Annotated in this window: 15 protein-coding genes; 6 read left to right on the top strand and 9 right to left on the bottom strand. The window is 71.9% G+C overall.

From position 1 onward, the window contains the following. Positions 1-133: 133 nt before the first annotated feature. The gene (locus tag AB5J73_RS04040; protein ID WP_370972913.1) at positions 134-1,315 is read left to right on the top strand and encodes a CaiB/BaiF CoA transferase family protein; all 1,182 of its coding nucleotides are present in this window, start codon (positions 134-136) and stop codon (positions 1,313-1,315) included. A 93-nt stretch (positions 1,316-1,408) separates the two neighbouring features. After that, positions 1,409-2,677 carry an aspartate aminotransferase family protein gene (locus AB5J73_RS04035; RefSeq protein WP_370968254.1) on the top strand — a complete coding sequence of 423 codons (1,269 nt, stop codon included), beginning with the start codon at positions 1,409-1,411 and terminating at the stop codon, positions 2,675-2,677. A gap of 48 nt (positions 2,678-2,725) precedes the next feature. Here AB5J73_RS04035 and AB5J73_RS04030 read toward each other — a convergent pair whose 3' ends face one another. From AB5J73_RS04030 to AB5J73_RS04000, 7 genes are all read right to left on the bottom strand, one after another. Further along, positions 2,726-3,163, bottom strand: a complete 438-nt coding sequence (locus tag AB5J73_RS04030) for a VOC family protein (protein ID WP_370968252.1) — start codon at positions 3,161-3,163, stop codon at positions 2,726-2,728. Next, positions 3,142-3,339: a hypothetical protein gene (locus AB5J73_RS04025; protein ID WP_072476601.1), complete on the bottom strand. Its 198-nt coding sequence runs from the start codon at positions 3,337-3,339 to the stop codon at positions 3,142-3,144. The genes AB5J73_RS04030 and AB5J73_RS04025 overlap by 22 nt, the downstream gene beginning before the upstream one ends. 133 nt (positions 3,340-3,472) lie before the next feature. After that, positions 3,473-3,976: a GNAT family N-acetyltransferase gene (locus AB5J73_RS04020; RefSeq protein ID WP_370968249.1), complete on the bottom strand. Its 504-nt coding sequence runs from the start codon at positions 3,974-3,976 to the stop codon at positions 3,473-3,475. 31 nt (positions 3,977-4,007) lie between these two features. After that, positions 4,008-4,793 carry an IclR family transcriptional regulator gene (locus tag AB5J73_RS04015; RefSeq protein WP_370972910.1) on the bottom strand — a complete coding sequence of 262 codons (786 nt, stop codon included), beginning with the start codon at positions 4,791-4,793 and terminating at the stop codon, positions 4,008-4,010. Positions 4,794-4,903: 110 nt separating this feature from the next. Next, complete coding sequence (locus tag AB5J73_RS04010) at positions 4,904-5,599, bottom strand: family 16 glycoside hydrolase (RefSeq protein WP_370968247.1); 696 nt, start codon at positions 5,597-5,599, stop codon at positions 4,904-4,906. Positions 5,600-5,676: 77 nt separating this feature from the next. Then, positions 5,677-7,212 carry a PH domain-containing protein gene (locus AB5J73_RS04005; RefSeq protein ID WP_370968244.1) on the bottom strand — a complete coding sequence of 512 codons (1,536 nt, stop codon included), beginning with the start codon at positions 7,210-7,212 and terminating at the stop codon, positions 5,677-5,679. Then, on the bottom strand, positions 7,209-7,718 hold the full coding sequence (locus AB5J73_RS04000; protein WP_370968242.1) for a PH domain-containing protein: 510 nt from the start codon (positions 7,716-7,718) through the stop codon (positions 7,209-7,211). The genes AB5J73_RS04005 and AB5J73_RS04000 overlap by 4 nt, the downstream gene beginning before the upstream one ends. 173 nt (positions 7,719-7,891) lie before the next feature. On the opposite strand from AB5J73_RS04000, the gene AB5J73_RS03995 reads away from it, so the two are divergent. Further along, the gene (locus AB5J73_RS03995) at positions 7,892-8,809 is read left to right on the top strand and encodes a proteasome assembly chaperone family protein (RefSeq protein WP_370968240.1); all 918 of its coding nucleotides are present in this window, start codon (positions 7,892-7,894) and stop codon (positions 8,807-8,809) included. Continuing rightward, positions 8,809-9,618, top strand: coding sequence for a class I SAM-dependent methyltransferase (locus tag AB5J73_RS03990; protein ID WP_370968238.1), 810 nt, complete (start codon positions 8,809-8,811; stop codon positions 9,616-9,618). Before AB5J73_RS03995 ends, AB5J73_RS03990 begins: the two co-directional genes overlap by 1 nt. On the opposite strand, the gene AB5J73_RS03985 is transcribed toward AB5J73_RS03990, so the two are convergent. After that, positions 9,527-9,952 (bottom strand): MarR family winged helix-turn-helix transcriptional regulator, encoded by a 426-nt coding sequence (locus AB5J73_RS03985; protein ID WP_370968236.1) that lies wholly within the window; start codon positions 9,950-9,952, stop codon positions 9,527-9,529. The two genes, AB5J73_RS03990 and AB5J73_RS03985, sit on opposite strands and share 92 nt — an antisense overlap. A gap of 64 nt (positions 9,953-10,016) precedes the next feature. Here AB5J73_RS03985 and AB5J73_RS03980 point away from each other — a divergent pair, with 64 nt between their 5' ends. Together AB5J73_RS03980 and AB5J73_RS03975 are read left to right on the top strand one after the other, a co-directional pair. Next, positions 10,017-10,589 carry a PaaI family thioesterase gene (locus tag AB5J73_RS03980; protein ID WP_370968234.1) on the top strand — a complete coding sequence of 191 codons (573 nt, stop codon included), beginning with the start codon at positions 10,017-10,019 and terminating at the stop codon, positions 10,587-10,589. Then, positions 10,540-11,253 (top strand): class I SAM-dependent methyltransferase, encoded by a 714-nt coding sequence (locus AB5J73_RS03975; RefSeq protein ID WP_370972908.1) that lies wholly within the window; start codon positions 10,540-10,542, stop codon positions 11,251-11,253. The genes AB5J73_RS03980 and AB5J73_RS03975 overlap by 50 nt, the downstream gene beginning before the upstream one ends. Here the strand turns inward: AB5J73_RS03975 and AB5J73_RS03970 are convergent. Continuing rightward, positions 11,250-12,236: an MCE family protein gene (locus AB5J73_RS03970; protein ID WP_370968232.1), complete on the bottom strand. Its 987-nt coding sequence runs from the start codon at positions 12,234-12,236 to the stop codon at positions 11,250-11,252. The genes AB5J73_RS03975 and AB5J73_RS03970 overlap by 4 nt on opposite strands. Between the last annotated feature and the right edge of the window lies 1 nt (position 12,237).

Raw genomic sequence — 12,237 nt, 5'->3', positions numbered from 1 at the left:
ACTTTGCACAGACTCACTCAACAAACAACAGGACGGGAGTGACTGTCGTCTACGTCCGTTAGTAGGTAATCCATTTCCGGGGGTGCGCGAGGTAGAAAGGGGGCTGGCCGCCCAGCTCGACGAGGAGCCGCTGATGCCCGAAGGATTCCGCCCGCTCGACGGGATCAAGGTCGTCGACCTGTCCCGCATCCTCGCCGGCCCGTACTGCACCCAGTACCTCGGGGAGATGGGTGCGGACGTGGTGAAGGTCGAGCCCCCGGGCCACGGCGACGACACCCGTGGCTGGGGTCCGCCCTTCGTCGGCGACGAAGCCGTCTACTACCTGGCGGCGAACCGGAACAAGCGCGGGATCGTCCTCGACCTCAAGAGCGACCGCGGCCGCGAGGCCCTGCGCCGGCTGGTCGCGGACGCCGACGTGCTCGTCGAGAACTTCCGCCCGGGCACGCTGGAGAAGTGGGGGATCGGCTACTCGGCGCTGGCCGAATCGAACCCGAGGCTGATCCACGTGTCGATCACGGGTTTCGGGCAGACCGGGCCGTACCGCGACCGCGCGGGCTACGACCTGGTCGCGCAGGCCCTCGGCGGCGTCATGTCCCTGACCGGGGAGCCCGACGGTGCGCCGGCGAAGGTCGGGCTGCCGGTGGCGGACCTGAACGCGGGGACGTGGGCGATCATCGCCGTCCTGATGGCGCTGCAGGCGCGGCACACGACCGGCCGCGGGCAGTACCTCGACGTGTCCCTTTTGGACAGTCAGCTCGCTTGGCACGTGTACGCGGCGGGCGCGCACTTCTACGACGCGCCCCGCCCGCGCCGGATGGGCTCGGCGCACCCGAGCATCGTCCCGTACCAGGCGTACCACGCGGCCGACGGCTGGCTGATCATCGCGGTGGGCAGCGAGAAGCTGTGGCACGCGTTCTGCGGGGTGCTGGCACTGGACATCGCGGCGGACCCGCGGTTTTCGTCGAACGCCCGGCGGGCCGCGCACCGCGACGAGCTGAACGCGATCTTGGTGCCGGTGCTGGTGACGCGCACGGCCGCGGAGTGGCTGAAGTCCTTCGACGCGGCGGGCATCCCGGCGGCCCCGATCAACGAGATCGACGACGTCTACGCGGACCCGTGGACGGCGGCGCGCGACCAAGTGGTGCGGCTGCCGCACCCGACGGTGGGGACGTACGTGGGGACGGGGTTTCCGGTGAAGGCGTCCGACACCCCGGCGCGGGCCACTTCCGCGCCGCCGACGCTGGGGCAGCACACGGCGGAGGTGCTCGCGGAGCTGGGGTACCCGCCGGAGGAGATCGCCGAGTTCCTGGACTGACCGGCCAGTCCGGGGGCGCGAACTGTGCACGATGGAGTGTTCGCGCTCGCCGCTTCGCCCTGGTAGGGATGGGGGCAGGACTGAGGAGGACCGATGTCAGCACAGCACGCCCTGTGGCACCCGTTCGCCGACATGGGCGCGGTCGACGGCGACCGGATGGTCATCACGCGCGGCGAAGGCTCGTACGTCTGGGACGACGCCGGTCGGCGGTACTTCGACGCGACCGCGTCGCTCTGGTACGCGAACTTCGGGCACGGGCGCCCGGAAATCACCGACGCCGTCGCGAAGCAGCTGCGGACGCTCGACTCGTACAACCTGTTCGGCTACAACGCCAACGAGCCGGCGATCGAGCTGGCGGACCGCGTCGCCGCGCTGGCGCCCGAACCCGGCTCGAAGGTGTTCTTCGGCTCGGGCGGTGGTGACGTCATCGACACCGCCGTCAAGCTGGCGCGGGCGTACTTCGCGCACACCGGGCGGCCGGAGAAGGTGCACGTGATCGGCCGGGCGCAGGGGTACCACGGCACGCACGGCTTCGGCACCGCGGTCGGCGGCATCCCGGCCAACGCGGCCGGCTTCGGTCCGCAGCCGCCGGACTTCTCGCACGTCCCGTTCGACAGCGCGGCGGCGCTGGAGGCGGAGATCGAGCGCGTGGGCGCGTCGCGGGTGGCGGCGTTCTTCTGCGAGCCGGTGATCGGCGCGGGCGGCGTGCTGCTGCCGCCGGAGGGGTACATCGAGGAGGTCGCGGCGATCTGCCGCCGCCACGACGTGCTGTTCGTCGCGGACTGCGTGATCGCGGCGTGGGGCCGGCTCGGCACGTGGTTCGGCATCGACCGCTGGGCCGTTCGGCCCGACATGATCACGACGGCGAAGGGCATCACCGGCGGCACGATCCCGCTGGGCGCGCTGATCGTGGCCCCGCGGGTGGCGGAACCGTTCTTCACCGGCGCGCCGGGCGCCCCGATCTTCCGCCACGGCGCGACGTACGCGGGCCACCCGGTGGCGTGCGCGGCCGGCCTGGCGACCCTGGACATCTACGAGCGCGACGGCCTGATCCCCCGCGGCCGCGAGTTGGAGAAGCCGTTGGCCGACGCGGTTTCGAGCGTCGGCGGGCACCCGCTGGTGGCGGAAGTCCGCGCGGGACTCGGGTTCCTGGCCGCCGTCGAGCTGACGGCGGAGGTCATGGACGCCGACCCGGGCGCCCCGGTGAAGCTGCAGCGCGCGTGCCGGGACGAGGGCGTGATCGTGCGGAACCTCGGGCGCGGGGTCGCGGTGTCACCGCCGTTGATCGCGGCGGAGCCGGAGCTGGACCTGCTGGCAACGGCGCTGCCGAAGGCTTTGGACCGCTTGGCCGCCCAGCACTGAGGGATCGCGAGCCGGCGGCGGCCCCCGGTCCGCCGCCGGCCGCGCACCTCACGAAATGCAGAACTCGTTCCCCTCCGGATCCGCCACGGTCACCCAGCTGTGCGGCCCCTGCCGCCCCCGGTGCAGGTACGTCGCCCCGCGGGACGTCAGCTTCTCCAGCGTCGCCTCGACGTTGTCCGCCCCCACCCAGACGTCGATGTGGACCCGGTTCTTGACCGTCTTCCCCTCCGGGACCTCCTGGAACAGGATCCGCCGTGGCGGCCCGTCGGGTGGCGAATCCGGATGCCGGATCGCCGCCCCCGTCTTCCAGACCAGGGAGCCGCGGTAAGTCCGGGTTTCCTCCTCCTTCGCGTACCCCTTCGCGATCATCTCGCGGATGAAGCCTTCGTCCGTCGGTTCCACGGACCAGCCGAGCGTCTCGGCCCACCAGTCGGCCTGCACGTGCGGGTCGGCCGAATCCACCACTACCTGGAAGTCATGCGCCATACGGGCACGTTAACGACCGAGTCCGACATTTTCCGGAGCGCCGGGTCCTCGGGGACGACCGTGAAGCGCCACTTGTCCACGCCGCCGCCCATGATTTCGGCGTACCGGCGGGCGCCGTCGGCGTTGGCGAAGCGGACCTGCTGGCCGTTCGTCAGGTGGGTGATCTTGACCGCCACAACAACCTCCCGAAGTCTGTGGGCCGGCCCGCGGAGCTTCCCCCTCCGGGACCGGCCCGCACAGTAGAACACATGTTCGACCGTGCGCGCCAGTGCATCCCCCCAGTAGGGGAGGAAGCCGCAAAATCGCAGGTCAGAGCGGTCGGATCAGGGCGACGCGCGGCCAGGCGTCCAGGCCACGAGCCGCTTCGGCGCCGCGGATCGCGCGCAGCCCGACGCCGATTTCACCGTCCGGGAGGACCCGGAACCCGAGCCGCTCGTAGTAGGGCGCGTTCCACGGCACGGCGGCGAACGTCGTGAGCGTCAGCGCCGGAAGATCGCGGGCGAGGGCCCACTCCGCGAGCGCGTCGATCAGCGCGCGGCCCAGTCCGCGCCGGGCGTGGCCGGGGTGGACCGAGACCTGCTCGATGTGCGCGCACCCGTCGATGACCTCCGCGACGAGGTAGGCGACCGGCCGGTCGCGCTCGTCGACGCTCACCCACGCGCGGCCGCCGGCCTGGTACACCGCCAGCTCCGCGACCGAGCCGGGGTCGTCGTCGGCGATCGCGGTCATGCCGACGTCGCGGAAGAGGCTGCCGGCCTCGCGTTCGATGTCGATCAACGCGGGCAGGTCGTCGGGGCGCGCGAGCCGGATCACCCGGCCATTCCTACGGGCTCGCGCGGGATTCTCACAGCGAATAAGACGAGATCGTCCGCTGGATCCGGATCGCGTACTCCTGCAGGGCGGTGATCGCGGTGTGCCGGGCCTCCTCGGTGATCCGCGCGGCCGGGCCGGCCATGCTGAGCACCGTGGGGCGCCGCCCGGGCGTGTGCACCGGCACCGAACAGGCCCAGACGCCTTCGTCGATTTCCCCCGAGCTGACCGAATACCGGTTCTCCAGCGCGTGCTTCAGCTCGTCGCGGACAGCGGTGCCGCGCTGCTCGACGATCGAGGGCAGCCGCCGGTCGCGTTCCATCTCGGGCAGCAGGGCGAGCAGCATCTTGCCGGACGCCCCGAGCCCGAGCGGCATCGAATGCCCCGGCTCGAACGTGAACCGCATGGCGCGGTCGCACTCGACGCGGTCCGCGCACACGGCGGCGTCGCCGAACTGCTGGAACAGCATCACCGTTTCGCCCAGCTCCCGCGCGGCCTCTTCCATCGACGGCCGCGCCAGCCGGACGAGGTCGTTCGCCAGCTGCGCGGCCCGCGCCAGCGGCATCACCTGGCTGGTCAGGTGGTAGTGCCCGGCCCGGCCTTCTTCGAGCAGCTGCAGCTCCTTGAGCAGCGCCACGTAGCGGTAGGTCGTCGCGACCGGGGTGCCGATCGTCGCGGCGAGCTCGGCGACGCTGGCCTCCCAGCGTCTTTCGGAAAAGGCGAGCAGCAGTTGCAGGACCTTGCGGGAACTGCTGGCACCGGGGGTGCGGCGCGGTGCGGAGGTGGCGGGACCGTCGACGGCACTGACGGCAGGCGTCATCATGACCTCTCGGTGAGACAAAAACGACCTTCGCTATCACACGGGGTGAATAAATTAGCACGTTGTGTTAAACGAAGGCCAGCATTCCGCCACCCGGGAAAGAACCGCGGTCAGCGGGTGAGGAACTCGCCCGGTTTCGTCACGACAGGTGACTCGACGTAGAGACCGCGGTACTCGTCCTGGATCCCGGAGTTGTGCACCTGCAGCGCGAGCGGGCCGACCCGGCCGGCGGTCTCGTCGGTGAACCGCAGGACTTCGACGCCCTTGCAGGTGACGGCCGTTCCGGTGAGCGGGCAGCACGCCATCCGCGCGACGCCGGTGGCCGCGTCCCCGATCAGCTCGCACTGGGCCCACTTCCCGATGTCGATCGTGGGGTGCGGCAGCTGCCGGAACAGGGTCCCGCCGCCGTTGTTGTGGCCGGGCCGGTAGTCCCAGTGCCCGCCGTTCGGCGGCTGGAACTGGATGGCGCTCAGCGCGTCGCGGATCGGGTCGGTGGTGCCCCAGATGAGCACGGTCGGTTTGTGGTCGCCCTTGACCTGCCGCACATTGAATATCCACCGAAACGTGCCGACCTGCTGTTTGTTGTAGTACAACCAGCCGCGCGCGGTGCCGTTTCCGTGGATGACGCCGTTTTTCGCCGACCACAGACCGGGCTTGGACGACGTCCAAGCGGTCAAATCGGCGCCGTCGAACATCGAGACCAGATTCGGGTCGCCGTACGGGTTTTCCGCGGCCGCCGCGGTGGGTGCGAACGCCGACGCCGCGACGATCCCCGCGGCGAGCACACCGAAGAACTTCCGGAACATCCTGCCGTCCTCTCGTGAACGCGGTGGACTTGCGTTTCGGACGGCGGATCCACGCTACGAGCGGCTTCGGCGGGACGTCAACCGCGGTCCCGCTCACCGGTCAGGAACGGCGTCAGCAGTCCCGGGACGGCCCGGTCCGCGAGCGCCAGCCCGTCGGTCTCCCCGACGTCGAGCACCCGGTACCGGCCCTTGCCCGCGGCGACCGGCGCGATCACCGTGACGAGGCCGGCGCGGCGCTGGAAGTACGAGCGCTCGACGACGATCCCGGTCATCCCGTCGCAGCGGACCGCCGCCGTGCCGCGGTCCAGCGAGCCCGAGCGCGTCACCAGGTAGCGGCCGGTGAGCGCGTGCCCGAGGCCGCGGTAGCGGTCCCAGCCGACGAGCGCGGCGAACGGCAGCAGCACGAGCGCGGCCTGCCACGGCCAGTCCGGCAGCGCGCCCAGCCACGCGAGGCCGTAGAGCGCCGCGGCGAGCAGCAGCACGCCGACGACGGCGCGGGAGATCCGCCGGTACAGCGCCCGGCGCGGGTGGCGCGTCAACGGCGTCGCGACCGGGTCCTCGCCGAGCACCTCCGCGACGACTTCGTGCGCCTTCGAAAGCGGCGCGGGCGGGAGCAGCAGGCCACCGCCCTTGTCCGCGCCCTTGCCTTCGCGCAGGCCGCCGGCGATGGCGACGCAGCGGGCGCCACCGGCCAGCCGCAGCGGCAACGGCTCGCGGATTTCCACGCCCCGCAGGCGCTCCTCCTCGATCGACACCGACCGCGTGGTGATCAGCCCGCGCCGGATGTGCAGCGTGCCGGCGGGCTCGCGGGTGAGCCGGAAGTTCCAGAACGAGAGCACGTACCCGCCGACCGACAGCACCGACACGAGCACCAGCAGCCCGGCGGCGGCCAGCACCAGGCTCAGCCACGCCGGCGTGTCGGTGAAGTGCCCGACGACCGTCTGGACCAGCGAGAACTGGATCGGGTCGAAGTGCAGTTCGTGCGCGAAGTGGTAGACGGTGCCGACCACGGCGCCGACGACCGCGAGGCCCGAGAGCGTGAACGGCGCGTACCGCAGCCACTTCTTGTCCACCGCCGCCACGAGCTGCTCCGGCGGCGCGGCGGCCTGCGACGGTCCCGCCTCGGCCTTGCGGTGCAGCAGCAGCGTCCGCAGCCGCCGGGCCTCGGCGACGGTGACGGCGTCGAGGACGAGTTCGTCCTTGCCCGGTCCCTTCCCGTGCGAGTGCCGCCCGGTGCCGATGCGCGCCGCGGCGAGGGAGAACAGCCGGTGCTTCGGCTCGGAGGTGACGTCGACCGTGCGGATCCGGTCGCGGGGGATCGCGCGCTGCTTGCGCAGCAGCAGCCCGGTGTGCCACTCGACCTGCGTCGCGGTGATCCGGTAGCGCGAAGTCAGCACGTGCGAGACGCCGGTGAACACGGCGATCGCGGTGAACGCCAAGCCGATCCACTGCCACGGCTCGCCGTGGCCGAACAGCAGCGCGCCCAGCAGCACCGGCAGTGACTTCGCCAGGTCCAGCACCGGCCGGATGAGCAGCATGCGCCGGTCGAGGCGGTGCCAGGGCGCGTCCTGCGTGCCTTCGGCGGGCGGGGTCACGACGGCTTCGGTGCTCATGTCGCGTCCCCGCGCACGGCCTGGGTCGTCTTCGTCAGCTCGTCGGCCAGCTCCAGCGCGCGGCCGTGCGCCAGGCCCGCGATGCGCAGCGGTCCCGCCGCGGACGCCGTCGTCACGGTGATCTTCGCCAGCCCGAACAGCTGCTCGAACGGGTCGCGCTCGATGTCGACGGTCTGGATCCGCGAGACCGGCGCGATCCGCCACTCCTGCTTCAGCCACCCCGCCTGCGTGTAGACGGCTTCGCCGGTGACCTCCCAGCGGTGCACGCGGTAGCGCCACTGCGGCATCACGACCAGGTGCAGCGGGGCGAGCACGCACGAGACCACCAGCGTCACGCTCAGGAACGACGGCGGGTCGTCGCTGGTCACCACGATGACGGTCTGCAGCCCGATCAGCAGGACCCAGAAGATCGCGGCGGTCACCGTCCAGTAGCCGATGGCCCGGCGGCTGACCCGGTGCGCCGGCGGGCGCAGCCGCAACGCCGTGTTCGTGGTGTGTTCGCTCACGCCTCAAGCGTGCCCGATCGGAGACTTGCGCGCCCACGACACTTGTCACGATGCCGATCCGGTCCGGCCTCGATCGCGTGCCGTTACGATCGGCGACACCGTCGGTGGAATCAAATCCCCGGACGCGTGTGTTGTGCTTGAAGGATTCAAGTGTCTGAGAGCAGGAGGACCCGGTGGGACTCGATCCCGACGACCTGTACGAGGTGGACTCGGACGTCCCCGACCTGACCGGAGCGGTGCTCATGCACCACTTCGAAGGGTTCATGGACGCCGGCTCGGCGGGCCGTCTGCTGGCGGAGCACCTGCTGACCGGCGAGCACCGGGTGGTCGCCCGCTTCGACGTCGACCGGCTCATCGACTACCGCTCGCGGCGGCCGACGATGACCTACGCGGTCGACCACTGGGAGGACTACGACGCGCCCGAACTGGTCGTGCACCTGCTGCACGACGCCGACGGCACGCCGTTCCTGCTGCTGTCCGGCCCCGAGCCGGACCACGACTGGGAGCGGTTCTGCCGCGCGGTCCGGAACCTGGTCGAGCGCTGGGGCGTCCGGCTCACCGCGGGCTTCCACGGCATCCCGATGGGCGCGCCGCACACCCGCCCGCTCGGCGTCACCGCGCACGCCACCCGCCAGGACCTGGTCGGCGAGCACCAGCCGCTGCCGAACCGGCTGCAGGTCCCCGGCAGCCTCGCCGCGCTGCTGGAGTACCGGCTCGGCGAGTGGGGCCACGACGCCGTCGGCTTCGCCGCGCACGTGCCGCACTACCTGGCGCAGTCGACGTACCCCGCCGCTTCTCTGGTCGTGCTCGACGCGCTGAGCCGCGCGACCGGGCTGAGCCTGACCGAGGGCGAGCTGCGCACGGCCGCCGAGCTGGCCGACGCCGAGATCAACCGCCAGGTCGCCGAGTCCGACGAGGTCGCCGACGTCGTCCGCGCGCTGGAGCGGCAGTACGACACGTTCGTCGAGGCTTCGGAGAAGGGGTCCCTGCTCGCGGAGTCCGTCGAGCACATGCCGACCGCGGAGGAGCTCGGCTCGCAGTTCGAGCGCTTCCTGGCCGAGCAGAACGGCGGCGACGGCCCCGAGCGCTGATGGCACGCTACGACGAGATCGGGGTCGGTTACGCGCTGGGGCGGCGCACCGACCCGCGGTGGCTCGCGCCGGTGGTCGCCGCGCTGGGTGCGGCGCGGTCCGTGCTGGACGTCGGGTCCGGGACGGGGTCGTACGAGCCGCCGGACCGCCGGGTGGTCGCCGTCGAGCCGTCGGCGGAGATGATCCGGCAGCGCCGGGCCGGTGCCGCGCCGGTCGTGCGGGCGGTCGCGGAGGCGCTGCCGTTCGCGGCCGGGACGTTCGACGCCGCGCTGGCGGTGCTGACCGTGCACCACTGGCCGGACTGGCGCCGGGGGCTCGAGGAGCTGCGCCGGGTCGCGCCCCGGCAGGTCGTGCTGGCCTACGACACCGCGCTGCACAACGACTTCTGGCTCGTGCGGGAGTACGTGCCGGAGGTGGCGGAACTCGAGCGGTCGCGCCCTTCGGCGGCGGACATCGCGGACTTCCTCGGCACGTCGTCGGTGCTCCCGCTGCCCGTGCCGTGGGACTTCACCGACGGGGTGTTCCCGGCGCACTGGCGGCGGCCGGAGGCCTACCTGGACCCGGCCGTGCGGCGGGCCTGCTCGGCGCTCGCGCAGACGTCGCCGGAAGCCGTCGAGCGGGGGATGGACCGGCTGCGGGCCGACCTCGAGTCCGGCCGGTGGCACGCGGAGCACGCCGAACTGCTGGCCCGCCCGGAGTGGGACGCGGGCTTCCGGCTCATCGTGGCGGCCAGTCAGCCAGCTTCCCGGCCGCTTCGGCCGTCCGGCGGAAACCGTCCTCACCCAGGACCGCCCGCAGCTGCGCGTTGAACGCCTCGACTTCGGGCGCGACGCGGGCCAGCGCTTCCGCGCCCGCCGCGGTCAGCTCCAGCACGATCGCGCGGTGCTCGCGCGGGTGCGCCCGCTTGGCGACCAGCCCGGCGGCGGCGAGCCGGGTGACCATCGCCGTCACCGCCGACTCGCGCTGGCCGAGGCGGTCGGCGAGGTCCCGCTGCGTCAAACCGCCTTCGCGGACCGCGAAGAGGGCGCCGAGCTGGGCCGAGGTGATGCCCGCGGCGGCGGCCAGCCGGCGGTCGGCGTCCACGCGCAGGCGGTGGGCGGCCTGCTGGAGCAGGAAGAACAGGCGCTGGTCGGGTTCGGGCACGCCCCGATCTTGACAGCCGGCGGCGTGCCGCGCCATTCTCACTTCACTAGTGAAGTGAGGGGCCATGCTCGATGTGGAAGCAGCACGCCGTGGTCTGGCGAGCCAGCCGTTCAGCCGGCTGCTCGGTGCCCGGCTGACCGAGTTCGGCGACGGCGCCGCCACCCTGGAACTGGACGTCCGCGAGGAGCTCGAGCAGCAGAACGGCTATCTGCACGGCGGGGTGCTGGCCTACGCCGCCGACAACGCGCTCACCTTCGCCGCGGGCACGGTGCTCGGCCCGGAGCTGCTGACCGCCGGCTTCACGATCGACTACCTGCGCCCCGCCGTGGGGGCCACGCTGCGGGCCCGCGCGGTCGTCGTGCAGGCCGGGCGGTCGCGGGCCACCTGCCGGTGCGAGGTGTACACAGTGGACGGCAGTGGCGCGGTCACGCTGTGCGCCGCCGCGCAGGGGAGTGCCCGGCTCGCGCCGGGCCGTCAGGTACCGTCCCGGGATGAACCGCACGAAAACCCGTTCACCCGTAAGGAAAACCCTGGGCAAGCTGCTCCACGCGCTGGCCTCGAAAGTGCAGGACCCGTACACCGATCAGCTGAACCGGATGGCCGCGGAGCTCCGCGAGGAGATCGTCCGCCAGGGTGACCGGGTCCTCGATCGGGTGGTGGAGTTCGAGATCCGCAGCCGCCGCGACATCGTCTACGCCGGCGATCAGGACGCCGCCCTCCAGAGCAACGTCTTCGCCCGCGAGCACCTCGTCGGCTCCCGCCACTTCGGCCGTCCGAAGGAGACGCTCGAGTACGCGCTGTCCCTGGCACCGCAAGGCGGCATGGCGCTGGAGTTCGGGGTCGCGTCCGGCAACACGCTGCGGACCATCGCCCGCGCCCGCGGCGGCCGCGAGGTCTACGGCTTCGACTCCTTCGACGGCCTGCCCGAGGCGTGGCTCAACGGCATGCCCGCCGGCGCCTTCGCCCGCGACGACCTGCCCGACGTCCCCGGCGCCGAGCTCGTCGTGGGGCTGTTCAACGACAGCCTTCCCGGGTTCCTGGCCGACCACCGGGGACACGTCGACTTCCTGCACGTCGACGGCGACCTCTACAGCTCCGCCAAGACCGTGCTCGACCTCTGCGGGCCGCGGCTGCGCGCGGGCAGCATCGTGCACTTCGACGAGTTCTTCAACTTCCCCGGCTGGCAGCGGCACGAATACCGCGCCTGGACCGAGTACGTCGAGCGCACCGGCGTCGAGTTCGAATACGTCGCCTACACCTACAGCGACAACCAGGTGACGGTGCGGATCACGAAACCCTAGCCGTGGCAGCCTTCCTCGTTCAGCGGGCCGATCGAGGGCAGGATCAGCCCGCACAGGTAGCCGTCGATGAAGCGGCCGTTGCCGGCGATGTTGGTGCCGAGCCGGACCAGCGGCGCGAACCCCTTGATGCCGGCGGCGAGCGCGTCCTGGTTGCGCTGCAGCATCGACGTCAGCTGGTCGAGCTGGGTGAGCAGCGGGCCGACCTGGGCCTCGTTTTCGTCGATCAGCCCGGAAAGTTCGGTGGCGAGCTGCCGCGAGCCGTCCAGCAGCGTGGTGATCGCCTGCTCCCGGGCGCTCACTTCGGAGAGCAGCTGGTTGCCGTCGGCGAAGAGCCGCTGGACGGCGGCGTCGCGGTCGACGAGCGTCTGCGACACCGCCCTGGTGTTGGCGAGCAGCGTGCCGAGCTGGTGGTCGCGGGACGCGAGGGAGTCCGACAGCCGGGACAGCCCGGTGAGCGCGGCGCGGACGCTCTGCGGCGTGTTCGCCAGTGTCGCCGACAGCGTGTCGAAGCTCTTCGCCAGCTGCACCGTGTCGATGTTGTCCACAGTGGACGAAAGCTGGCCGAAGGCCGCGAGGACGTCGTACGGGACGGTGGTGCGGGACCGCGGGATCGGCTGCCCGGGGTCGAGCGTCCCTTCGCCCTCCGGGTCGAGCGCGAGGTACTTCTGGCCCAGCACGGTCTTGAGCCGGATCGCCGCACCCGTCGCGTCGCCGAGCCAGGCGTCCTTGGCCTTGAAGGAAACCAGCACGTGACCGCCGCGCAGCTCGAGGTCGGTGACGCGCCCGACCTTCACCCCGGCGATCCGGACGTCGTTGCCCGCGAACAGCCCGGCCGCTTCGCTGAATTCGGCGGAGTACGTGGTGCCGTCGCCGATCACGGGCAGGGACCGGACGTTCAGCGCCGCCACGACGCCCAGCGCCAGCACGGCCAGCCCGGCGATCGCCGTCCTGACGGGGGCGTCGGCGGCCCGGCGCGGTGACATG

This window comes from Amycolatopsis sp. cg9, from assembly GCF_041346945.1.
GTDB lineage: Bacteria > Actinomycetota > Actinomycetes > Mycobacteriales > Pseudonocardiaceae > Amycolatopsis.
The sequence above is the reverse complement of the archived record's forward strand: the minus strand, read 5'-3'. Positions and strand labels throughout refer to the sequence as shown.

Excerpts from the sequence above, each read along its gene's own strand:
- AB5J73_RS04040 (WP_370972913.1), top strand. The coding sequence starts at position 134 with ATGCCCGAAGGATTCCGCCCGCTCGACGGGATCAAGGTCGTCGACCTG.
- AB5J73_RS04035 (WP_370968254.1), top strand. The coding sequence starts at position 1,409 with ATGTCAGCACAGCACGCCCTGTGGCACCCGTTCGCCGACATGGGCGCG.
- AB5J73_RS04030 (WP_370968252.1), bottom strand. The coding sequence starts at position 3,163 with ATGGCGCATGACTTCCAGGTAGTGGTGGATTCGGCCGACCCGCACGTG.
- AB5J73_RS04015 (WP_370972910.1), bottom strand. The coding sequence starts at position 4,793 with ATGACGCCTGCCGTCAGTGCCGTCGACGGTCCCGCCACCTCCGCACCG.
- AB5J73_RS04010 (WP_370968247.1), bottom strand. The coding sequence starts at position 5,599 with ATGTTCCGGAAGTTCTTCGGTGTGCTCGCCGCGGGGATCGTCGCGGCG.
- AB5J73_RS04005 (WP_370968244.1), bottom strand. The coding sequence starts at position 7,212 with ATGAGCACCGAAGCCGTCGTGACCCCGCCCGCCGAAGGCACGCAGGAC.
- AB5J73_RS03990 (WP_370968238.1), top strand. The coding sequence starts at position 8,809 with ATGGCACGCTACGACGAGATCGGGGTCGGTTACGCGCTGGGGCGGCGC.
- AB5J73_RS03980 (WP_370968234.1), top strand. The coding sequence starts at position 10,017 with ATGCTCGATGTGGAAGCAGCACGCCGTGGTCTGGCGAGCCAGCCGTTC.
- AB5J73_RS03970 (WP_370968232.1), bottom strand. The coding sequence starts at position 12,236 with ATGTCACCGCGCCGGGCCGCCGACGCCCCCGTCAGGACGGCGATCGCC.